Here is a 22,107-nt window from a genome sequence, read left to right as displayed (position 1 = left end):
ATGATGGCCGGCGCCCCCACGAAAAAGAAAAAGTTCCGCTCGCAGGAGTGGTTCGACAATCCCGACAATCCGGGAATGACGGCGCTTTATCTCGAGCGCTACCTGAATTACGGGCTGACACGCGCCGAGCTGATGTCTGGCAAACCGCTGATCGGCATCGCGCAGACGGGCTCTGACCTTTCGCCTTGCAACCGGCACCATATCGAACTTGCCAAGCGCGTGCGCGAAGGCATCGTCTCGATGGGCGGCATTCCTTTCGAATTCCCCTGTCACCCGATCCAGGAGACCGGCAAGCGGCCGACCGCCGCCCTTGACCGCAACCTCGCCTATCTCAGCCTTGTCGAGGTGCTCTACGGCTATCCGCTCGACGGCGTCGTGCTCACCATCGGCTGCGACAAGACCACGCCTGCCTTGCTGATGGCGGCGGCGACCGTCAACATCCCGGCCATCGCGCTGTCGGTCGGCCCGATGCTCAATGGCTGGCATAAGGGCAAGCGTACCGGCTCGGGCACCATCGTCTGGGAATCGCGCCAGCGCCTGTCGGCCGGCGAGATCGGCTATGACGAGTTCATGGACATCGTCGCGTCCTCGGCGCCGTCCACCGGCTACTGCAACACGATGGGCACGGCCACCACGATGAATTCGCTGGCCGAGGCGCTCGGCATGCAACTGCCCGGTTCGGCCGCCATTCCGGCGCCCTACCGCGAGCGCGGCCAGATCGCCTACGAAACCGGCAAGCGCATCGTCGACATGGTGCACGAAGACCTGAAACCGTCCGATATCATGACCCGCGCGGCTTTCGAAAACGCCATCGTCGTCAATTCGGCGATCGGCGGCTCGACCAACGCGCCGATCCATCTCAACGCCATCGCCCGCCATCTCGGCGTGCCGCTCGACAATGACGACTGGCAGACCATCGGCCTCAAAGTGCCGCTCATCGTCAATCTGCAGCCGTCAGGTGAATATCTGGGCGAGGACTATCACCACGCCGGTGGCGTGCCTGCCGTGGTCGCCGAACTGATGAAGGCCGGAATGCTGCCGCATCCCGATGCCTTGACCGTCAATGGCAAGTCGATCGGCGCCAACTGCGAGGGCGTCGCCAACGAGAATACCGACGTCATCCGCACGGTGGCCGAGCCGCTGAAGGCCAATGCCGGCTTTATCAATTTCAAGGGCAATCTGTTCGATTCGGCGATCATGAAGATGAGCGGCATTTCGCCGGAATTCCGCGAGCGCTATCTGTCGAACCCGAACGACCCGGAAGCCTTCGAAGGCAACGCCATGGTCTTCGACGGGCCCGAGGATTACCACGCCCGCATTGACGATCCGGCGCAAGGCATAGACGAGCATACCATCCTGTTTATGCGCGGCGCCGGTCCCGTCGGCTATCCCGGCGGCGCCGAGGTCGTCAACATGCAGCCGCCGGCCTACCTGATCAAGAAGGGTATCCACGCGCTGGCCTGCATCGGCGATGGCCGTCAGTCCGGTACGTCGGGCTCACCATCGATCCTGAACGCCTCGCCGGAAGCCGCGGTCGGCGGTGGCCTGGCGCTGCTCAAGACCGGCGACCGCGTCCGCATCGACCTGCGGAAGGGCACGGCGAACATCCTCGTCAGCGATGACGAGATCACACGGCGGCGCGCCGAGCTGCAGAAGGATGGCGGCTATCACTATCCCCAGCACCAGACGCCCTGGCAGGAGATCCAGCGCGGCATGGTCGACCAGTTCTCGGCCGGCATGGTGCTGAAGCCGGCAGTGAAATATCAGGATGTGGCCCACACGATGGGAGTGCCTCGCGACAATCATTGATTATTCCCGGGAATAGTCATCGATTATTCCTGGCTGGTCATTGATGATGGATGACGACGACCGGCGCCTGATCGATCAGGCCGCCGGTCTCGCGGCCACGGGCCGGGAAACGCTCCGTCCTTGACAAGCCAGCCCAACAATTCCACCATCATCGCAAGGGGTGTATCGCGACGACCCCGTGAGGCGTCAGCCCAATGTTCGCGTCCAGGCTTCTTCAGGAGGTGGACGCCATGCCGTCAACAACCGCTATCACCGTACAGCAACTATCCCGTCTGATTGGTCTGCCGGGCGCGCCTGTGATCGTCGATGTCCGTATCGATGAAGACTACGACGCCGACCCGCGCCTGCTGCCGGCCTCTCACCGGCGCAATTTCAAAACGGTCTCGGCCTGGGCACACGACCTTGCCGGCAGCCAAGTGGCCGTCCTTTGCCAGAAGGGGCAAAAGCTTTCGCAAGGGGTTGCCGCGTGGCTGCGGCATGAAGGCATTGCCGCCGAATCCCTCGAAGGCGGCTTCGAAGCCTGGCGCGATGCCGGCGGGCTTCTGGTCCGCGCCGACAAGATACCGTCCCGCGATGAAAAGGGCCGCACCGTCTGGGTAACGCGGGCTCGCCCCAAGGTCGATCGCATCGCTTGCCCATGGCTGATCCGGCGCTTCATCGATCCCGACGCGGTGTTTCTCTTCGTCGAACCCGCTGAAGTTCCGGCTGTCGCAGACCGCTTTCAGGCCGTGCCTTTCGACATCGACAATGTGTTCTGGAGTCATCGCGGCGAGCGCTGCACCTTCGACACGATGATCGAGGAGTTCGGGCTGGAATCCCAGGCACTCGATCGGCTTGCCACGATCGTGCGCGCGGCCGACACCGCACGCCTGGATCTCGTTCCCCAGGCAGCCGGATTTCTGGCCGCCTCGCTTGGCCTGTCGCGCATGTTCCGCGACGATCTGGAGCAGCTGGACGCCGGCACGATGCTCTATGACGCGTTCTTCCGCTGGTGTCGCGACGCCACTGACGAGACGCACAACTGGCCGGGCGGGGCAAAGCCGTCATGAGCAGCCTCATTTCGGGCAATGATGCAGACCTCGTCGAGGCGCCGGCGGTCCCGAGCTTCCGCGAAGCCACGAAACTCTGGGCGAAGATCGGATTGCTGAGCTTCGGCGGGCCGGCCGGTCAGATCGCGCTCATGCACAAGGAATTGGTCGAGGACCGGCGCTGGATCGGCGAACAGCGTTTCCTGCATGCGCTGAACTACTGCATGCTGCTGCCCGGTCCCGAGGCCCAGCAACTCGCCATCTATATCGGCTGGCTGCTGCACAGGACGATCGGCGGCCTTGTCGCCGGTGTCCTGTTCGTGGTGCCCGGCGCACTGGTCATGCTCACCCTGAGCATTCTCTATGCGCTCTATGGTGATGTCCCGCTGGTCGCGGCGCTGTTCTTCGGGGTCAAGGCCGCCGTGCTCGCGGTCGTGGTCGAGGCGGTGATCCGCATCGGCCGCCGCGCCTTGAAGAACCGGTTGATGGTGGCGATCGCGCTTTGCGCTTTTCTCGGCATCTATGTGCTCGCCATCCCGTTCCCGCTCATCGTCCTGATTGCGGGATCGGTGGGATGGGTGGGAAACCGTGTCGCGCCAGCCCTGTTTTCCGGCGCGGCGCACGGCAAGAACGACGCTCCCGATATCAGGGGCGCGGTCGACCTGATGTTCGAACGCGGCGAACTGGCCCATACCAGGCCGACACGATGGCATGCGCCGCGCACCATCGCGATCTGGCTGCCGATCTGGCTCGGGCCGGTTCTGTTGCTCTGGGCACTCACCGGGACGAACAGCGTGTGGACGCAGATTGGCGGCTTCTTCAGCCTCATGGCGGTGGTCACCTTTGGCGGCGCCTACGCGGTTCTTGCATATGTCGCGCAGGCAGCCGTGCAGTCCTTCGGCTGGCTCGCCCCTGGTGAAATGGTCGATGGCCTCGGCCTTGCCGAGACCACGCCGGGTCCACTCATCCTGGTGTTGCAATTCGTCGGCTTCATCGCCGCGTTTCGCCACTCCGGCTCGCTGGACGCACTGCTTGGCGGATCGCTTGGAGCGCTGCTGACGCTGTGGGTTACGTTCACACCCTGCTTCTTCTGGATATTCCTCGGCGCGCCCTACATTGAGGCCCTGCGCGGCAACAAGGCCCTGTCGGCCGCACTGGGCGCGATCACCGCCGCCGTGGTCGGCGTCATCATGAACCTTGCTCTGTGGTTCGCCTTGCACGTCGTCTTCCGCGAGGTGCGCATGACGGGTCTTGGCATGAACGTGCCGGTGCTTTCGTCGATCGACTGGCGAGCCGCGCTGCTTTCGGTCGCCGCCATGGTCGCCATCCTGAAGTGGAAAACCGGTGTGCTGCCGACGCTTGCGGGATGCGCTCTTGCCGGCGTGTTGCTGCTCGCCACGGGCGGCTAGTGGATGTCGCCCGGAAGTGTCTTCGGTTCGGGAAAACGACATGCATCGAAACAAGATCTAAGGCGCGTCGCATGAATCCGTTTCGACGCGACGCGCTTTAGATTTTCCGGCTCCTTTGTATTCCGCTTCCGAACCACCTAACTGGTGGAAAACGGATTGGACCAGCAATGGCGGGACGACGCTCTTCCCTCGGCTTTCTCGGTATGTTCGGCCGCTCGGGTGATTTGCGGCAGCTCGATGCCGCCTTGCGTGGCGCCGACCTGCATCCCGCCCTCGTGCCCGAAGGGGTGAAACTAACCATCGTCAATCTGATGAAGGACCACTGGCCCGAGGAGCCGCCGCCGCAGGCCTATCCACGGGTAGCGAACCTGTTCAGCTACTGCATCGCCGGACCGGAAACCTTCGAGCGTGCGCAAGGTCCACAGCAGCGGCTCGACGCGGAGCGCCGGATCGGGGCCGCCCTCGAAACCGGCGACGATCTCGATGCGCAGATCGTGCTGATGGCACTGCACGCCAAGCTGATCAACGCCGAGGTGGTTGAGCGCTTCGGGCTGGGCGCCGACTGAGCGCTGGCTGAGTGCTTTCGTGAAACGCTGAAAACGCTCTAAGCCCGGCTTATCTCCTGGAGATACCAGCCGATATAACGCAGCTCGTTGTACTCCATCGGCGCGATCGGTCCGGGCACGAAATAGTGCGAGCGTACGCCGCGCGCCGTATGCTCGATGATCTTCTTGTCCTCGTCCGTGGTGACCTTCCACAACCAGGTCAGTTTCTCCAGATCGTAGTCCTGGCCTTCCACAGCGTCGCCGCGCACCAGCCAGATCAGTTCCATCTCGCAGGTCTGAGCCGTTTTCGGGATGAATCGGTAGATCATCCCGTGGTCGGGGTAGCAGACGAGGAAAGTCGTGCCGCCAAGATGGATGGAGGTGACGCCGCCGTCATAGTCGGTGAAGCGGCCCATCAGTGGCGCGACGGGGGAGCCGTCCCGGCTGCCGCTCGAAACGCCGTCATAGAGCGCATAGCGGAAGGTGTGGATCGCCTCCTGGCCGGCGGCCGAATTCTGCCAGCGATCGCCGCTGCCGATCTCGATGCCGAGAGCGCAGGTCCGCTGTTCCATCGCGGCATTGAGCTGCTCGATCATCTCCGCGGGCTTTTCCAGCGCGTGCGTCTGCGAATATTCGGGATGCGCCGGTCCGCAATGGTAGCATTCGACGTAATTTTCGACGGCGAGCTTCCAGTTCGCGTCGAGCGGATAGCTTTGGCGATAGGCCACCTTGGCATCGCCCCAACCATATTGTCCGCAACTCGTGCGCAAAGATTGCTCGATCGGATCGAAATCGAGTGGCGTCTCGGCGAAGGAGATGAAGACAAGGCCGGTCGCGACGCGGACATGGAGCTTCTTCAGCCCGTGCGCGGTGCGGTCGAAATCCTTCGGCATCAGCCTGGCGGCGCGCAGCGAGCCGTCATTGGAATAGGTCCATGCATGGTACGGGCAGACGAACACTTTCGCGTTGCCCTTCTCTTTGGTGCAGACCTCGGCGCCGCGATGGCGGCAGACATTGAGCATGGCATGCACGGTGCCATCCATGCCACGCGACAGGATGACCGCCTCGTCACCGAGCTTGAACAGTTCGAAGTCGCCGGGGTTGGGAATGACGCTGGCATGCGCCAGGCAGTGCCAATGGCGGCGGAACAGACGTTCCATGTCCCGCTCGAAAATATCCTGGTCGTGGTAGAATGGGCGCGTCAGGCCGTAGCCTGGCCGGTGCGAGGCCACCAGCCGATCGATGGCATCTTCGGTATTTGCGGCTTGCTGGATAGGATAGACGCTCATTTGTCGTTCTGCCCAATGGCTGGTTCTGTCGGTGGCTATCTGTATGTCGGTCTTCTGGCTAGCCGCCCATGCTCGCGCGCGGCAGGTGGATCAGGTTGCCGAAGCGGGCGCGCAATCTGTCGTCGACCAGCTTGGGCACGTGCCGCGGAAATCGTTCCGCAAGGATGCGCTTCTTCTCGTCGATCGCCCGGGTCAATATATCAGGCCGGCCTTTTTCGTTCCATTCCTTCGGTGAGGAACGATCGCCGAAGGCGGGATAAAAACGCTCTGCCTGCGCCGACTTGAGCGTTTGCTCGTTGTCAAGATAATGGCCCGGACCCTTGAGGCAGACATCGGCGATGGTGTCGATCGACAGCGCTTCGTCCGTCACTTCGATGCCGCGTGCGCAGCGCAGGCAATGGCCAAGCATGTCATTGTCGATGATCAGGCTTTCCAGGCAGAAGCCGAGCAGCGAGGCATGCATGCCAGCCGATTCGTAGACGAGATTGAGGCCCGAAAGGCCGGCCATCACATTGGTGATGCCTTTCTCGTAGCCGGATTGGATATCGGGCAGTTTCGAATCTGTCATGCCGGCGGCCGAGCCACCGGGCAGGTCGTAGAATTGCGCCATCTGCGCGCAGGCCGCCGTTACCACCGCCTGTTCGGCCGAGCCACCGGCCATGGTGTTGGTGCGCAGGTCCGACATGAACGGCCAGGCGCCGAAGATCGCCGGATGTCCCGGCTTGAGTGCGTTGACATACACCAGGCCGGCCAGCACTTCGGCCACTGCCTGCGCGACCGCGCCGGCCATCGCCGCCGGAGCGGTTGTTCCGGACTGGCCGGTGGAGAGGAGCAGGATGGGGATGCCGCCTTCGACACAGGCCTCGAGCACGCCGCAGGCATCCTCGGCGAACTTCATCGGCGGCACGACGAAGGAGTTGGAGTTGGAAACGAATGGCCGGGCGCGGAAATTCTCCTCGCCACCGGCGATGGCATAGAGCATTTCGAGCGCCGGCTTCACATTCTCGCGCACGGTGAAGGACGTGCCGACATGCTTCGATGTCCCCATCACGCAGGCGTAGAGCGTGTTGAAATCCATATCGAGCGGGTCGGCGATGTCGCGCGCCACCATCGGCCGCTGGAAAAAATGGATGTTGCTCAGTCCATCGACGATGCGGGCGGCGTCATAGATGTCCTGCAGCTTGGATTCGCGATACTCGCGCTTTTCGAGATCCACCAGATGCACGGCGATACCCGCCGTGCCGTAGTGGACACGCTTGCCTTGGATCACCATGTCGTGCTTGGGGTCCTGGCCATGCAGTGTGAAATGCCGCGCGGCTCGCTTGATGGTGTCGAGTATGAGCGCACGGGGGAAACGGATGCGGCCATCGTCGCCATGGGTGGCGCCCGCCTTGGTCAGGACTTTTATGCAGGACGGGATGGCGTTGGCGAAACCGACCGTTTCCAGAAGCGTCAGCACGCCCTCATGAATGCGCTCGCAGTCGTTTCCGCGCAATGGCCCGTAACTGCCGCCTTCCACGGCTTGGTGTAGTGGCCCGTTTGGTGGAATGGCTGATTTCACCGCACGTCCCGTTTCGCGGTCGCCGGAGCGTTGTGGACGACGGTTCGCCGGCATGTCCTGCTTTTCGACAGCCACTGGCATGGAAGCACTCCACCTCTACCGGCAGGAGCTCGTGGCGGTTGGTCCACCATCAACCTGCTTCTTCTCTGACGCCGACTATGCCGCCGGCACTGGCCCATCCTATGAGCCAGCTGGCCCAGCTACATGTGCCAGACCTAAAACAAACCGGAGCCGCTGAGAAGCGGCTCCGGTCACGAAATCGGCTTGATGGATCAGGCGGCGGCCGGCCTGCGTCCGGCTGCGGTGGCGAGTTCCCGGATGCCGGGCTCGATGTGCTGCAGAGCGATAGAGGAAATGCCCAACCGCATGAAACGCGAAGGCTTCTCGGTGCGGTCGAAGAAGCGGTCGCCGGGCTCGATGATGACGCTGCGCGAGGCCGCGGCTTCGGCCAAACCGCGGGAATCGGTGCCGCGGGGCCCTTCCAGCCACAGCGACGTGCCGCCGGCCGAGTCGGTCGAGCGCCATTCCGGCAGGAAGGCCGAAATCGCATGGACCAGCCGCTTGCGCCGCTCGTCGAAGGCGCTCGACAGCCGCCGCACCAGCGCTTCGTGATGGCCGAGCGACAGGAAGAGCGCCACGGCGCGCTGATTGTTGGCCGGCGGATGGCGCAGCATGAAGCGGCGCAGCGCCCTGAGTTCGGCGATCAGTCCAGCGGAAGCCACGATGTAGCCAAGCCGCAGCCCCGGGGCCAGCGTCTTCGACATCGAGCCGACATAGACGACGCGGCCGGAACGGTCGAGGCTCTTCAATGCCTGCTGCGGCGCCTCGTCGAGAAGCTGGCTGTCATAGCCGTCTTCGATGATGATCTGGTTGTGCCGGTTGGCGCGCGCCAGAAGATCCTGCCGCCGCTCCGCCGACAACGGCACCATGGTCGGGCAATGATGACTGGGGGTGACGAAGACGAAGCCGGAATCATTGGGAATAGAAGAGGTTACGATACCGGACTGGTCCACTGGCACCGGCTCGATGTCGGCGCCCGCGAGCCGGAAGATCGAGCGTGCGTCGGGATAGCCTGGATCCTCCATCGCCACTTTCGAGCCCTTGGTCATCAGCAGCGAGGCCAGCATATAGAGCGCGTTCTGGGCGCCCAGCGTGACGATGATCTCGTCGGGATTGGCGAAGATGCCGCGCCGGGGCAGCAGCCGTGCCTGGATTTGCTCGATCAGCAGCGGATCGTCGCGGTCGACCATGTCGGACGCCCAGTTGCGGATCTCCAGCACGGCCAGCGCCATGCGGTTGCACTCGCGCCACTCGGCGGTCGGGAACAGCGCCGGGTCGAACTGGCCGTACACGAAGGGGTAGGAGGACTTGATCCAGTTCTCGTGCTTGGCGGGCGGCGGCATGTCGCTTGCCGCGATCTGCCGGCGCGCCTTCCAGTCGATCTCGTTGGCCTGGTCGGGTGCTTTCTGGTGCGGTTTGGCGGGTGTCGCCAGCACGTCCGGATTGACGAAATGGCCGCGCCGCTCGCGCGCCACCAGGAAACCCTGGTCGACGAGCTGCTGGAATGCCAGCACCACCGTTCCGCGTGCGACGCCGAGTTTTTCGGCTAGGATACGGCAGGAAGGCAGCGGCATCGAAGCGGCGATCTGGCGGTCGAGAATCGCGGCCACGATGGCTTGGCGGATCTGCGCCTGCAGGGTCTGGCCGGATTCGGCCGAAATCCGGAACAGGCCGGACCATATCGCCGTGTCGTTTCTCTGTGGCATGGAAGATGTTCCTCGATGGCCAGCTTTTTTCGCTTGGCTGGACCAGCCGAACGTAACCGTGGCACAAGGGGTTGCGCCAATCAATTTTTCTGATCTTTGGGATTTATGCCAGTGATCCTTCAAGCTCGAAATAAGGCGCGGCCCCTCGCTGCTCGATATCCACCGCCCGCTCGATATCACCTCCCCGCTCGATACCCACCTCCTTGCTCGATACATTGTGTCATCGCATCGTGATGCGCTGCGTCATCGCCGCGTATTGACCGGATGGAATTCGGCTCAATAGTTGGGACGCGACGACACGCGCCGGAAACATCCGGTCTGATATGGTGCGTCGAAAACGCCAGGAGTCCCCGCCAGTGGATCAGTCAGCCTTCCAGAAACAGCTTGCCGCCCTGCGCGACCATCGCGCCGCGGCCCCGGGCGACATGCGCCAGGCCTTTGCCGCCGATCCACAGCGCTTCAAGACATTCTCCGCCGCTGACGGCGACCTCCTGCTCGACTGGTCGAAATGCGCCGTCGACGCGACGACCATGGATTTCCTTGAGAAGCTCGCCGCCGCAGCCGATCTCGAAGGCCGTCGCGCCGCCATGTTCGCCGGCAAGAAGATCAACATCACCGAAGACCGCGCCGTCCTGCACACGGCGCTGCGCAACCTGAGCGGCAAGGGCGTCACGGTTGACGGCCAGGACGTCAAGGCGGATGTCATATCCGTGCTCGACGCCATGGGCGCCTTCGCCGATGCCATTCGCTCCGGCAAGGCAACAGGCGCCACCGGCAAGAAGATCACCGATATCGTCAACATCGGCATTGGCGGCTCCGACCTTGGTCCGGCCATGGCGACGCTGGCGCTCGCCCCCTATCATGACGGCCCGCGCGCCCACTATGTCTCCAACATTGACGGCGCTCACATCCACGACACGCTGAAGGGGCTGTCCGCCGAAACCACGCTGTTCATCATTGCCTCCAAGACTTTCACCACGGTCGAGACGATGACCAATGCGCAGACGGCGCGCGACTGGGTGCAGAAGGCGCTCGGCAAGGAGGCCGTGGGCAAGCATTTCGCCGCCGTCTCGACCGCGCTCGACCTGGTGGCCAAGTTCGGCATCGAGCCGGATCGCGTCTTCGGCTTCTGGGACTGGGTCGGCGGCCGCTATTCGCTGTGGGGCGCGATCGGCCTGCCGGTCATGATCGCCGTCGGCCCAAGGAATTTTCGCGCTTTCCTCGACGGCGCGCACGAAATGGACGAACACTTCCGCACTGCGCCGCTCCAGAAAAACCTGCCGGCGCTCCTCGGGCTGGTCGGCTGGTGGCACCGCGTGGTCTGCGGCTATCCGGCCCGCGCGGTCATCCCCTACGATCAGCGCCTGTCCAGGCTGCCGGCCTATCTGCAGCAGCTCGACATGGAATCGAACGGCAAGAGCGTTACCCTTGACGGGACGCCGGTGACGACGCCGACCGGGCCGCTGGTCTGGGGCGAGCCAGGCACCAACGGCCAGCACGCCTTCTTCCAACTGCTGCACCAGGGCACCGATTTGATCCCCGTCGAGTTCCTGGCCGCCGCCGTCGGCCACGAGCCTGATCTCAAGCATCAGCATGACCTGCTGCTCGCCAACTGCCTGGCGCAGTCGGAAGCGCTGATGAAGGGCCGTGCGCTGGAAGAGGCGCGCGCGCAGATGCTGGCCAAGGGCATGAAGCCGGCCGATGTCGACCGTATCGCGCCGCATCGTGTCTTCTCCGGCAACCGGCCCTCGGTGACCATTCTCTACCGCAAGCTCGACCCGCGCACCTTCGGCCGGCTGATCGCGCTTTACGAGCACCGCGTCTTCGTCGAGGGCACGCTGTTCAACATCAACTCCTTCGACCAGTGGGGCGTCGAACTCGGCAAGGAATTGGCCACCGGCCTCCTGCCTGTCGTGGAAGGCAAGGAAAGCGCCGCAAACCGGGACGCCTCGACCAGGGGCCTTGTGGAACGCATCCACCAATTGCGTGGTTCGGAGTGAAGCGCTTGGCTGACATCAAGGGGATATTGTTCGACAAGGACGGAACGCTTGTCGACTTCAACGCGACCTGGCTCGGCGTCGCCGACTTCATGGCCATGGACGCGGCCGACGGCGACCGCTGGAAAGCCGACAGGCTGCTCGCGGCCGCGGGCTTCGATTTCGCCAACCGGCGCTTCAAGCCCGATTCCATCTTTGCCTCCGGCACCAATCTCGACGTTGTCGAACTGTGGTTCCCGCGCCTGTCCAATGAAGACCAGATGCTGGCCGTTGCCCGTTTCAACGAGATCACCTCGGTGCAGGGCTCGACGATGGCGGTGGCGCTGCCGGGCATCGCCGACACGCTGGCTCTGCTGCACAGGCGATCCTACCGGCTTGGCGTCGCCACCAACGATTCGACCAGCGGCGCGGAAAAGACGCTTGTCACGCTGGGTGTCGCGCAACTGTTCGAAGCCGCCTATGGCTATGACGCGGTGGCCAACCCCAAGCCCGCTCCCGACACCATCCAGGCCTTTTGCGATCTTACGGGGCTCAAGCCGTCTGAGATCGCCATGGTCGGCGACAACAGGCACGATCTCGAAATGGCGCGTGCCGGCGGCTGCGGCCTGGCGGTGGGCGTGCTCTCCGGCACCGGCACGCGCGAATCGCTGGCCGAGATCGCCGATGTCATCCTGGATTCGGTTGCCGATCTGCCGGATTTCCTTTCGACGCGGGTCAAGGAGACGGTCTGATCGGCAGGGCGGCGTACTGTTCGGGCTGGAGGCGAAAGACAGCGCTCGGCTTGAGCGCGGCGTCTTTCGCCTCGCCGAAATCCGGCACCTTGTATTCGGCAAGCAGCCGCAGCCGCGAGCGGGGCAGATAGGCCCGGCCCGGATCGCCGACCAGCACCTCGATGCCGGCGGCGAGGCAGTGGTCGAGGAAAGGCATCATCCCCAAGGCGACACCTTGCCCGTAGAACACGTCGCCGGCGAGCACTAGGTCCACGGCGGGCGGTGGCCCGGTGGTGATGTCGTTCCCCATTATCGTGATCGTGACGCCATTGGCCGCTGCATTCAGCGCCAGCGCGGCAACGCCGTTCCGATCGACCTCGGTGGCCATCACCTCACACGCGCCGGCCTTTCCCGCGGCAATGCCGACAATGCCGGAGCCTGCTCCAAGGTCGAGCACGCGGCGGCCCGCCACGATCTCCGGATGGTCCAGCACATAGCGCGCCAGCACGGCGCCGCCTGCCCACGCATAGGCCCAATAGGGCGGCTGCGGCTCCTGGGAATCGGCGTCATCGCCTTCGACAAGGCGCCTCAGCCCGCTGCTCGGGTGGGCGGTATAAAGCCAGATTTCGGGAAGCGCCGGCACCGATGTCAGGCGCATGTTCGCCTTGATGAATTCCGCCGGGTCGAGGCGCGGGCGCCGGACCGGCGTATCGTCGTTGGCGAGACCCACTATTCGCGCAGCGCCCGCCGCAGGATCTTGCCGACCGGGGTCTTCGGCAATTCGGTCCTGAACTCGATGTATCTGGGCCGCTTGTAGCCGGTCAGGTTCTCGCGGCAAAAGGCTGTGATGGCCTCGGCGGTCAGGGCCGGGTCTTTCTTGACGATGAACAGTTTCGGCACTTCGCCCGAATGCTCGTCCGGTACGCCGATCGCCGCCACTTCGAGCACGCCGGGATGCGCCGCCACGACTTCCTCGAGTTCGGTCGGATAGACGTTGAAGCCGGAGACGAGGATCATGTCCTTCTTGCGGTCGACGATCTTGGTGAAGCCGCGATCGTCCATGAAGCCCATGTCGCCGGACTTGAAGAAGCCGTCCTTGGTCATCACCCTGGCGGTCTCGTCCGGCCGGTTCCAGTAACCGGCCATCACCTGCGGTCCCCTGATGCAGATCTCACCGACTTCGCCGAGCGGTACGTTGTTGCCGTCGTCGTCGCGAATGGCGATTTCGGTCGAGGGCAGCGGCAGGCCGATAGTGCCGGTGAACTCGCCGGAGCTGAACTTGTTGGCCGTCGCCACCGGCGAGGTCTCCGAAAGACCGTAGCCTTCGCTGATGGGGCAACCGGTCAGCGCCTTCCAGCGCTCGGCGACACCCTTCTGTACCGCCATGCCGCCGCCAAGCGTCAAGAGCAGCGGCTTGAAGTCGAGCTTGCGAAAGTCCTCATTGTTGAGCAGCGCGTTGAACAGCGTGTTGAGGCCCGGAAAGATATGGATCGGATACTTGCCCATTTCCTTGACGAAGCCGGGAATGTCGCGCGGATTGGGGATCAGTATGTTCTGGCCGCCCATCTGCATGCCCATCAGTGCATTCACCGTCAGCGCGAAGATATGGTAGAGCGGCAGTGCGCAGACTAGGTTGAGATGCGCCGGCTTTGGCTTGACGGTGTAGGCGTCCTGCAGCCACAGCGCATTCTGCGCGACATTGGCCAGCACATTGCTGTGCGAGAGGGTCGCGCCTTTCGAGATTCCGGTGGTGCCGCCGGTATATTGCAGAAAGGCGACATCGCTGGCGGCCACCGTGGCCGGCTTGAAAGCTATGCCGCGGCCAGCCTTGAGGGCCGCGTTGAACTTGACATGGCCAGGCAATGACCAGGCCGGCACCATCTTCTTGACGCGGCGCACGACCAGATTGACGATCGAGCCCTTCAGGCCGCCGAGCAGGTCGCCCATGGCCGCGACGACGATGTGCTTGACCGAGGTCCTGGCGACGACCGCCTGCAGGGTGTTGGCGAAGTTTTCGAGGATGACGATGGCCTGCGCCCCGGAATCCTTGAGCTGATGCTCCAGTTCGCGCGGCGTGTAGAGCGGATTGACGTTCACCACCGTAAAGCCGGCGCGGGCGACCGCCATCATCGCTATGGGATACTGCAGCACGTTCGGCATCATCAGGGCGACACGCGCGCCCTTCTGCAATCCTGTGGACTGCAGGTAGGCTCCGAAGGCCGCCGAAGACTGTTCGAGCTGCGCGTAGGTGATGGACTTGCCCATGCACGTGAAAGCCGGCTGGCCGGCGAACTGCTTGCAGGCGCCAACGAGGAAGTCGCCGATGGAACCGTAGGGAAGGGCGCCGATCTCGGCCGGCATGTTCTTGGGATAGCTGTTGAGCCATGGCTTTTGCGGCAGGCCGGCGGCGAGTTCGGTGAGCGCCTTCGGCAGCCGTTGGCTGGCCGCTGTCGCTGGCTTGGAGACCGGTGCAGTCTTCGCCGGTGGCGAACTCTTCGTCGTCGCGGTTTTGCCCGTTCCGGCCTTGCCCGATCCGGGCTTGGTCGCGGGTGCCTTTGTCGGCGCGGCCTTCGACGCCGGCTTCGCGGCGGTCCTGGCGGTGGCCACGGTTTTTGCCGCGGGTGCTTTCTTGCCGGCCGCCGCCTTCGCGGTCGCGGCCTTGCCCGCGGCCTTGCCTTGCCCGTCGTCGCCTGCGGCTGGTCTAGGCCTCGCCTTAACGGACGCTTTCACCGGGGCCTTCGATGCTTTTGCCACCCGTTCCTCCTCGACAACCCTGGTCGCCTGCTCTCGCTGGGCCCTACCGCGCCGCCTCCAGATTGATGGAGACGTCCCTCCGCTGCCGCCAGCTGTCTATCTATGTATTGCCTCTATCGGCGGCGGTGCAAGTCTTGCCCTAGCGGCAGGATGGCGAAAGATTTGCCGCCGAAAACCTTTCCCGCCGGCCACGGCTGGAACGGCATCTTTCCGCACCGGCGGCGGATGAATACAGGGCGCGGCACCCTTGTCGCCGGACGTCTGATCAATAAAAAAATGCGGTCGTTAATAATATCGTGAATAGAAAAAAGTGCTAATTTTTTCTGCCATTTAGCAAAATTGCGGATTTTTTTCCTGCTTCCCGCGGGGTAAGCAAACGGGGTGTTCCAAACCCGGAAAAACGGTGCTTATATGCGCGCTTCGCGAGCCTGATAGAGGGGCTTGGAAGAACATCAGGGAGTGCTCAATGAAGAAGAAATTGACTTTTGCAGCCGCGTTGCTGGCTGCAAGCGTCCTGGGCGGCGTGGCCAACGCGAAAACTCTGGTCTATTGCGCTGAAGCGTCGCCGGAGGGTTTCGACCCGGCGCCGTATACCGCTGGCCAGACATTCGACGCGTCCTCGCGCACCGTGTTCAATCGCCTTGTCGAATTCGATCACGGCAAGACCTCGGTTTCGCCCGGCCTGGCGGACAGCTGGACCATTTCCGACGACGGCAAGGAATATACTTTCAAGCTGCGCAAGGGCGTCAAGTTCGCGCCCACCGACTACTTCACCCCGACCCGCGACCTGAACGCCGACGACGTGGTGTTCTCGTTCGAGCGCCAGGTCGACAAGAATGGCCCCTGGTTCCAGTACATACCGGGCATCGCCTACCAGTATTACAATGACCAGTTCGGCGACAACATCACCAAGGTCGAGAAGGTCGACGACCTGACGGTGAAGTTCACCCTCAAGGAACCGGCAATCACCTTCATTCCGACCCTGGGCATGGATTTCGCCTCGATCGTCTCGAAGGAATATGCCGACAAGCTGCAGGCCGACAAGACGCCTGAACTGTTCAACCAGAAGCCGGTCGGCACTGGGCCGTTCATCTTCGTCGACTACCAGACTGACGCCGCCATCCGCTACAAGGCCAACCCGGACTATTGGGGCGGCAAGCAGAAGATCGACGATCTGGTCTTCGCCATCACCACCGATCCGGCGGTGCGCGCGCAGAAGCTGAAGGCCGGCGAATGCAACATCATGTCCTACCCGGCACCGGCCGACATTGCCGGCCTGCAGGCTGATGCGAACCTGACGGTCGCGGAGCAGGAAGGCCTCAACGTCGGCGCGCTGATGTACAACACCCAGCAGAAACCGTTCGACGACGTGCGTGTCCGCAAGGCGCTCAACATGGCCATCAACAAGAAGGCCATCATCGACGCGGTGTTCCAGGGCGCCGGCCAGGTGGCGATCAACCCGATCCCGCCGACCATGTGGTCCTACAACAAGGACGTGAAGGACGACCCGTACGATCCGGATGCCGCCAAGAAGATGCTTGAAGAGGCCGGCGTGAAGGACCTCAAGATGAACGTCTGGGCGATGCCCGTCTCGCGCCCGTACATGCCGAACGCGCGCCGCACCGCCGAGCTGATCCAGGCGGACTTCGCAAAGGTCGGCGTCACCGTCAACATCGTCAGCTACGATTGGGGTGAATACCTCAAGCGCGCTTCCGCGGTCGATCACGACGGCGCCGTCATCGTCGGCTGGACCGGCGACAATGGCGATCCGGACAACTTCCTCGGCGTGCTCCTGAGCTGCGCTTCCGTCGGTTCGAACAACCGCGCGGAATGGTGCAACAAGGACTTCGATGCGCTCATCAACAAGGCCAAGACGGTTTCCGACCAGGCCGAGCGCACCAAGCTCTACGAACAGGCCCAGGTCATCTTCAAGGAGCAGGCACCGTGGGCAACGCTCGCCCACTCCAAGGTGTTCATGCCGATGCAGAAGACCGTCTCCGGCTTTGCGATGGATCCGCTCGGTATCCATCGCTTTGACGGCGTCGATATCGCCGAATAAGGTTCGCGAAACGGGGCGGCGCCACAAGGCGCCGCCCCACCTCGCCCGCCATGCTGCGTTATATCCTAGGCAAGCTCGCCCTCATCATCCCGACCTTCATCGGGATAACCATCCTCGCTTTCGGCTTCGTGCGCATCCTGCCCGGCGATCCGGTGCTGGTGCTTGCGGGCGAACGTGGCCTGTCGCCCGAACGCCATACGGCGCTGATGCACCAGTTCGGGTTCGACCTGCCGATCTGGCAACAGTATCTGACCTATCTGACCAATATCCTCGGCGGCGATTTCGGCACCTCGTTTTCAACCAAGACGCCGGTGCTCAAGGATTTCCTGGTGCGGTTCCCGGCCACGGTCGAACTCGCCATCTTCGCCATGATCTTCGCCGTCATCTTCGGTGTCGCCTTCGGCATTTTCGCCGCCATCCGCCGCGGCTCCTGGTTCGACCAGCTGACCATGGGCACCGCGCTCGCCGGCTATTCCATGCCAATCTTCTGGTGGGGGCTGCTGCTGATCATCGTGTTTTCCGGCACGCTGCACTGGACGCCGGTCTCGGGCCGCATCGACCTTCTCTATTTCTTCAAGCCGGTGACCGGCTTCATGACCATCGATTCCCTCATCTCGGGCCAGAAGGGCGCCTTCCGCTCGGCGGTGTCGCACCTCATCTTGCCCACCATCGTGCTCGGCACCATTCCGCTGGCGGTCATCGCCAGGCAGACCCGCTCGGCCATGCTCGAAGTGCTGGGCGAGGATTATGTGCGCACCGCGCGCGCCAAGGGCCTGGCGCCGCGGCGCGTCACCGGCCTGCATGCCTTCCGCAACGCGCTGATCCCGGTCGTCACCACGATCGGCCTGCAGGTCGGCACGCTGTTGACCGGCGCCATCCTGACCGAGAGCATCTTTTCGTGGCCGGGCATCGGCAAGTGGATGATCGATGCCATTTCCAAGCGCGACTATTTCACCGTGCAGGGCGGGTTGCTTTTGATCGCGCTGATCGTCATGTCGGTGAACCTTATCGTCGACGTGCTCTATGCCGTCATCAACCCGCGCATCCGGGCGAATTGACATGACCAATGAAGGCCCAGCCACCATCGAAGCCGCGACCATCGTCAAGCCGCAGGATGCGCGGCTGCAGATGTTCGCCGAATTCTGGCACTATTTCTCGATCAACAAGGGCGCGGTGATCGGCCTCTTCGTCTTCGCCCTGCTGATCCTGATCGCCATCTTCGCGCCGTTGCTCGCCCCGCATTCGCCGGACGATCAGTTCCGTGACTTCTTCCTGACGCCGCCGGCCTGGCAGGCGGGCGGCAACGCACAGTTCCTGCTCGGCACCGACGCCGTCGGCCGCGATATGCTTTCGCGCCTGATCTACGGCTCGCGATTCTCGCTCGCCATCGGCTTCGTGGTCGTCACCACGGCACTGATCTCCGGCGTCATCCTCGGCCTGCTCGCCGGCTACTGCCGTGGCTGGGTCGACACGCTGATCATGCGCATCATGGACATCATCCTGGCTTTCCCGTCGCTGCTGCTGGCCCTGGTGCTGGTCGCGGTGCTCGGCCCTGGCCTCGTCAATGCCATGATCGCCATCGCCTTCGTGCTGCAGCCGCACTTCGCCCGGCTCACCCGCGCCGCCGTGATGGCAGAGAAGACCCGCGAATATGTAGTCTCGGCCAAGGTCGCCGGGGCCAGCCATCTCAGGCTGATGCTGGTCACCATCCTGCCCAACTGCATCGCCCCGCTGATCGTGCAGGCGACGCTGTCCTTCTCCAACGCCATCCTCGAGGCGGCCGCCCTCGGCTTCCTCGGCATGGGGGCGCAGCCGCCGACGCCGGAATGGGGCACCATGCTTGCCGAAGCGCGCGAATTCATCCTGCGCGCCTGGTGGGTGGTGACCTTCCCCGGCCTCGCCATCCTGATTACCGTCTTTGCCATCAACCTGATCGGCGACGGCCTGCGCGACGCGCTTGACCCCAAGTTGAAGAGGTCGTGAGCATGTCCCTGCTCGAGATCAAGAACCTCACCGTTTCCTTCGACACCGCCGCCGGACCGTTCATGGCCGTGCAGGGCATCGACCTTTCGGTCGAGCCGCGCGAGGTGCTGGCGATCGTCGGCGAGTCCGGCTCCGGCAAGTCGGTCTCGATGCTGGCGGTGATGGGGCTGTTGCCCAACACCGCGACGGTCAAGGCCGACCGCATGGCTTTCGATGGCGTCGACCTGTTGAAGCTCAGCCCGTCCGAACGCCGCAAGATCGTCGGCAAGGACATCTCGATGATCTTCCAGGAGCCGATCGCCAGCCTCAACCCATGCTTCACCGTCGGCTTCCAGATCGAGGAAGTGTTGCGCTTCCACATGGGCATGGATCGCGCCCAGCGCCGGGCGCGCGCCATCGAGCTGATGAAGCTGGTCGGCATCGCCGATCCGGAAGAACGGCTGAGCTCGTTTCCGCACCAGATGTCGGGCGGCCAGTGCCAGCGCGTCATGATCGCGATTGCCATCGCCTGCAATCCGAAGCTCTTAATCGCCGACGAGCCGACCACCGCGCTCGACGTCACCATCCAGAAGCAGATCCTCGATCTCCTGGTCTCGCTGCAGGCCAAATACGGCATGGGCCTGATCATGATCACCCACAATATGGGCGTGGTGGCCGAGACCGCCGACCGCGTCATCGTCCAGTATAAGGGCCGCAAGATGGAGGAGGCCGACGTGCTGTCGCTGTTTGAATCGCCGAAAAGCAATTACACGCGCGCGCTGCTGTCGGCGCTGCCGGAAAACGCCGTCGGCGACCGGCTGCCGACTGTGTCCGACATGCTGTTCGAGCCTGCCCCTTCGGCAGCGGGAGCCTCGGCATGAGCACCACCGTCCTTGAAGGCAAGAACATCGTTCGCGACTACCATATCGGCGGCGGCCTGTTCTCCGGGCCGCGCACCGTGCATGCCGTCAAGGGCGTCTCCTTCACGGTGGACAAGGGCAAGACGCTGGCCATCGTCGGCGAAAGCGGCTGCGGCAAGTCCACGCTCGCCCGCATCATCACCTTGATCGATCCCGCGACGTCGGGCGAGCTGTTCATCGACGGCAACAAGGTCGATATCGCCAAAGGCGGATTGACGAAGGAGATGCGCCGCAAGGTGCAGATCGTCTTCCAGAACCCTTACGGATCGCTCAATCCGCGCCAGAAGATCGGCGATGTGCTGGGCGAGCCGCTGCTGATCAACACCGACAAGCCGGCCGCCGAACGGCGCGACCTCGCCATGAAGATGCTGAAGAAGGTCGGCCTCGGTCACGAGCATTACAACCGCTATCCGCACATGTTCTCGGGCGGCCAGCGCCAGCGTATCGCCATTGCCCGTGCGCTGATGCTCAACCCCAGCCTGCTGGTGCTCGACGAGCCGGTTTCGGCGCTCGATCTCTCGGTGCAGGCGCAGGTGCTCAACCTGCTCGCCGACCTGCAGGACGAATTCCAGCTGACCTATGTCTTCATCAGCCACGATTTGTCGGTGGTGCGCTACATCGCCGACGATGTGATGGTGATGTATTTCGGCGAGGCGGTCGAATATGGCTCGCGCGACGAGGTCTTCTCCGACCCCAAGCACAGCTACACCAGGACGCTGTTCGCCGCGACGCCGCGCGCCGATGTGGCGAGCATCAAGGCGAGGCTGGCGAAGAAGAAGGCGGCCTAAAGTCGCTTCCGGAGGTCGTCATCCTAGGGCGGAGCGATGCGAAGCGTCGCGCAGACCCTAGGATCCATGCCGTTACCTCAGCCGAAGAATGCAGCGGGGCAGAATTCTGCACCGTAAGCGGCGCTCGCATGTCGCGGCATCGATCCTCGGGTCTGCGCCGCGTCGCTTCGCTCCTTGCTTCGCCCGAGGATGACTACCCAGAAGTGGCCCCCTTGCGAAGAGCCCGGACGGCTTACGACAGCTTGGCGATGATGGCGCGCAAAGCCTCACCGAACTTGTGGATCTCCTCGACCGTATTGTAGTGGACCAGCGAGGCACGGATAGCGCCGCTGTCCATGCTGAGGTTGAGGCGCTTCATCAGCCGCGGCGCGTACATGTGACCGTCGCGGATGCCGATCTGCATCTCGGCCATTTTGTCGACGATCCGCTGCGGCGACAGCTTGCCGATGTTGAAGCAGAAGGTCGGCACACGCTCGTTGATGCGCGCCTCGTCGGCGACGCCGTAGATGGTTGCGCCGCAGCCCTTCAGCACGCCCATCATCTCGCGCGCCAGAATGAGTTCGTAGTCGCGGATGGCGCCCATGCCGGCGACGATGTTTTCGCGTCGCGAGCGGTTGTTGGAGGGCGCCAGATTGCGGCCGATCAGTTCCAGATATTGCACGGCGGCATCCATGCCCGACACGTTCTCGTAGATGAAGGTGCCGGCTTCCACCTTGTATGGCGGCTCGTCCGGAATGAAATCCTCGCGGAAGGTCGGCAGCCGCTTCAGCGTCTCGAAGCGGCCCCACAGGAAGCCCATATGCGGCGAGAAATTCTTGTAGCCGGAGCAGACGAGATAATCGCAGCCCCAGGCCTGCACGTCGATCAGCCCATGCGGCCCGTAATGCACGCAGTCGAGGAACACTTCGGCGCCGGCGGCATGGGCGATTTGCGCCACCGACGCGACGTCGACGATCGAACCGATCGAGTGCGCCGTCACCGTGCAGGCGACCAGCCGAGTGCGGTCCGAAACCAGCGGCTTGAGATCGTCGACATGCAGATTGCCATCCTCACGCATGCGCCACCACTTGCATTTGGCGCCGGCCGATTCCAGCGCAAGCCAGGTGGCGATGTTGGCGTCGTGGTCCATGTCGGTGATGACGATCTCGTCGCGTTCTCCAAGCATCTGGCCGATGCCGAGGCTGACCAGACGGATGAAGGAGGTGGCGTTCATGCCGAAGCAGATTTCCGCCGGGCTGTAAGCATTGATCAACAGTGCGACGCTTGTCCGCGCATCGGCGACCGACTGGTCGACGGTGACGCTGCGGCCATAGCGGCCGCCGCGCTGCACATTGTGCGAGACCAGGTGGTTGGTCACCGCGTCGAGCACGCTTTGCGGAATCTGCGCCCCGGCGGCGTTGTCCATGAAGATGAAATCGCCGGCCCGCTGCAGGGCAGGAAACATGGCGCGGATGGTGTCGACGGGAAAGCCGCCGGTGACCTGGGAGTTGCTCAAGGATATCTCCTGCGA

17 protein-coding genes are annotated in these 22,107 nt (G+C 63.4%); 11 read left to right on the top strand and 6 right to left on the bottom strand.

Annotated features, from left to right (window positions below; all coding sequences use genetic code 11):
• Positions 1-3: 3 nt before the first annotated feature.
• The 4 genes from FJ950_RS02375 (at position 4) to FJ950_RS02360 (ending at position 4,812) form a co-directional block, all read left to right on the top strand.
• The gene (locus tag FJ950_RS02375) at positions 4-1,809 is read left to right on the top strand and encodes an IlvD/Edd family dehydratase (RefSeq protein WP_140614855.1); all 1,806 of its coding nucleotides are present in this window, start codon (positions 4-6) and stop codon (positions 1,807-1,809) included.
• A 230-nt stretch (positions 1,810-2,039) separates the two neighbouring features.
• Entirely contained in the window at positions 2,040-2,858 is an 819-nt protein-coding gene (locus tag FJ950_RS02370; protein ID WP_140614854.1) for a sulfurtransferase/chromate resistance protein, read from the top strand.
• Complete coding sequence (chrA, locus tag FJ950_RS02365) at positions 2,855-4,246, top strand: chromate efflux transporter (RefSeq protein WP_140614853.1); 1,392 nt, start codon at positions 2,855-2,857, stop codon at positions 4,244-4,246. The genes FJ950_RS02370 and chrA overlap by 4 nt, the downstream gene beginning before the upstream one ends.
• A 167-nt stretch (positions 4,247-4,413) precedes the next feature.
• The gene (locus tag FJ950_RS02360) at positions 4,414-4,812 is read left to right on the top strand and encodes a hypothetical protein (RefSeq protein ID WP_140614852.1); all 399 of its coding nucleotides are present in this window, start codon (positions 4,414-4,416) and stop codon (positions 4,810-4,812) included.
• Positions 4,813-4,850: 38 nt separating this feature from the next.
• Here FJ950_RS02360 and FJ950_RS02355 read toward each other — a convergent pair whose 3' ends face one another.
• From FJ950_RS02355 to FJ950_RS02345, 3 genes are all read right to left on the bottom strand, one after another.
• On the bottom strand, positions 4,851-6,080 hold the full coding sequence (locus FJ950_RS02355) for an aromatic ring-hydroxylating dioxygenase subunit alpha (protein WP_140614851.1): 1,230 nt from the start codon (positions 6,078-6,080) through the stop codon (positions 4,851-4,853).
• A 58-nt stretch (positions 6,081-6,138) separates the two neighbouring features.
• Positions 6,139-7,722, bottom strand: coding sequence for a trimethylamine methyltransferase family protein (locus FJ950_RS02350; RefSeq protein ID WP_140614850.1), 1,584 nt, complete (start codon positions 7,720-7,722; stop codon positions 6,139-6,141).
• Positions 7,723-7,913: 191 nt separating this feature from the next.
• A complete protein-coding gene (locus FJ950_RS02345; RefSeq protein ID WP_015314107.1) occupies positions 7,914-9,407 on the bottom strand; it encodes a PLP-dependent aminotransferase family protein in 1,494 nt (497 codons plus the stop codon).
• A 356-nt stretch (positions 9,408-9,763) separates the two neighbouring features.
• On the opposite strand from FJ950_RS02345, the gene pgi reads away from it, so the two are divergent.
• Positions 9,764-11,407: a glucose-6-phosphate isomerase gene (gene pgi / locus FJ950_RS02340; protein ID WP_140614849.1), complete on the top strand. Its 1,644-nt coding sequence runs from the start codon at positions 9,764-9,766 to the stop codon at positions 11,405-11,407.
• A 5-nt stretch (positions 11,408-11,412) separates the two neighbouring features.
• Entirely contained in the window at positions 11,413-12,135 is a 723-nt protein-coding gene (locus FJ950_RS02335) for an HAD family hydrolase (RefSeq protein WP_015314105.1), read from the top strand.
• Here the strand turns inward: FJ950_RS02335 and FJ950_RS02330 are convergent.
• Together FJ950_RS02330 and FJ950_RS02325 are read right to left on the bottom strand one after the other, a co-directional pair.
• The gene (locus FJ950_RS02330; protein WP_140614848.1) at positions 12,119-12,844 is read right to left on the bottom strand and encodes a methyltransferase; all 726 of its coding nucleotides are present in this window, start codon (positions 12,842-12,844) and stop codon (positions 12,119-12,121) included. The genes FJ950_RS02335 and FJ950_RS02330 overlap by 17 nt on opposite strands.
• Entirely contained in the window at positions 12,844-14,868 is a 2,025-nt protein-coding gene (locus tag FJ950_RS02325; protein WP_140614847.1) for a long-chain fatty acid--CoA ligase, read from the bottom strand. The genes FJ950_RS02330 and FJ950_RS02325 overlap by 1 nt, the downstream gene beginning before the upstream one ends.
• A gap of 466 nt (positions 14,869-15,334) precedes the next feature.
• Between FJ950_RS02325 and FJ950_RS02320 the strand changes: the two genes are divergently transcribed.
• The 5 genes from FJ950_RS02320 (at position 15,335) to FJ950_RS02300 (ending at position 20,597) form a co-directional block, all read left to right on the top strand.
• A complete protein-coding gene (locus tag FJ950_RS02320) occupies positions 15,335-16,927 on the top strand; it encodes an ABC transporter substrate-binding protein (protein WP_015314102.1) in 1,593 nt (530 codons plus the stop codon).
• A 50-nt stretch (positions 16,928-16,977) separates the two neighbouring features.
• The gene (locus FJ950_RS02315) at positions 16,978-17,985 is read left to right on the top strand and encodes an ABC transporter permease subunit (protein WP_140614846.1); all 1,008 of its coding nucleotides are present in this window, start codon (positions 16,978-16,980) and stop codon (positions 17,983-17,985) included.
• A gap of 70 nt (positions 17,986-18,055) precedes the next feature.
• Entirely contained in the window at positions 18,056-18,910 is an 855-nt protein-coding gene (locus FJ950_RS02310) for an ABC transporter permease subunit (protein ID WP_174361976.1), read from the top strand.
• 2 nt (positions 18,911-18,912) lie between these two features.
• Positions 18,913-19,770 carry an ABC transporter ATP-binding protein gene (locus FJ950_RS02305; protein WP_015314099.1) on the top strand — a complete coding sequence of 286 codons (858 nt, stop codon included), beginning with the start codon at positions 18,913-18,915 and terminating at the stop codon, positions 19,768-19,770.
• The gene (locus tag FJ950_RS02300) at positions 19,767-20,597 is read left to right on the top strand and encodes a dipeptide ABC transporter ATP-binding protein (RefSeq protein WP_140614844.1); all 831 of its coding nucleotides are present in this window, start codon (positions 19,767-19,769) and stop codon (positions 20,595-20,597) included. Before FJ950_RS02305 ends, FJ950_RS02300 begins: the two co-directional genes overlap by 4 nt.
• Before the next feature lie 232 nt (positions 20,598-20,829).
• Here FJ950_RS02300 and FJ950_RS02295 read toward each other — a convergent pair whose 3' ends face one another.
• Positions 20,830-22,092 (bottom strand): cysteine desulfurase-like protein, encoded by a 1,263-nt coding sequence (locus FJ950_RS02295; protein WP_181171022.1) that lies wholly within the window; start codon positions 22,090-22,092, stop codon positions 20,830-20,832.
• Between the last annotated feature and the right edge of the window lie 15 nt (positions 22,093-22,107).

Source organism: Mesorhizobium sp. B2-3-14, assembly GCF_006442175.1.
Taxonomy (GTDB): Bacteria; Pseudomonadota; Alphaproteobacteria; order Rhizobiales; family Rhizobiaceae; genus Mesorhizobium; species Mesorhizobium australicum.
Note: the sequence above shows the minus strand (reverse complement) of the source record. Positions and strands in the feature narration are given on the sequence as shown.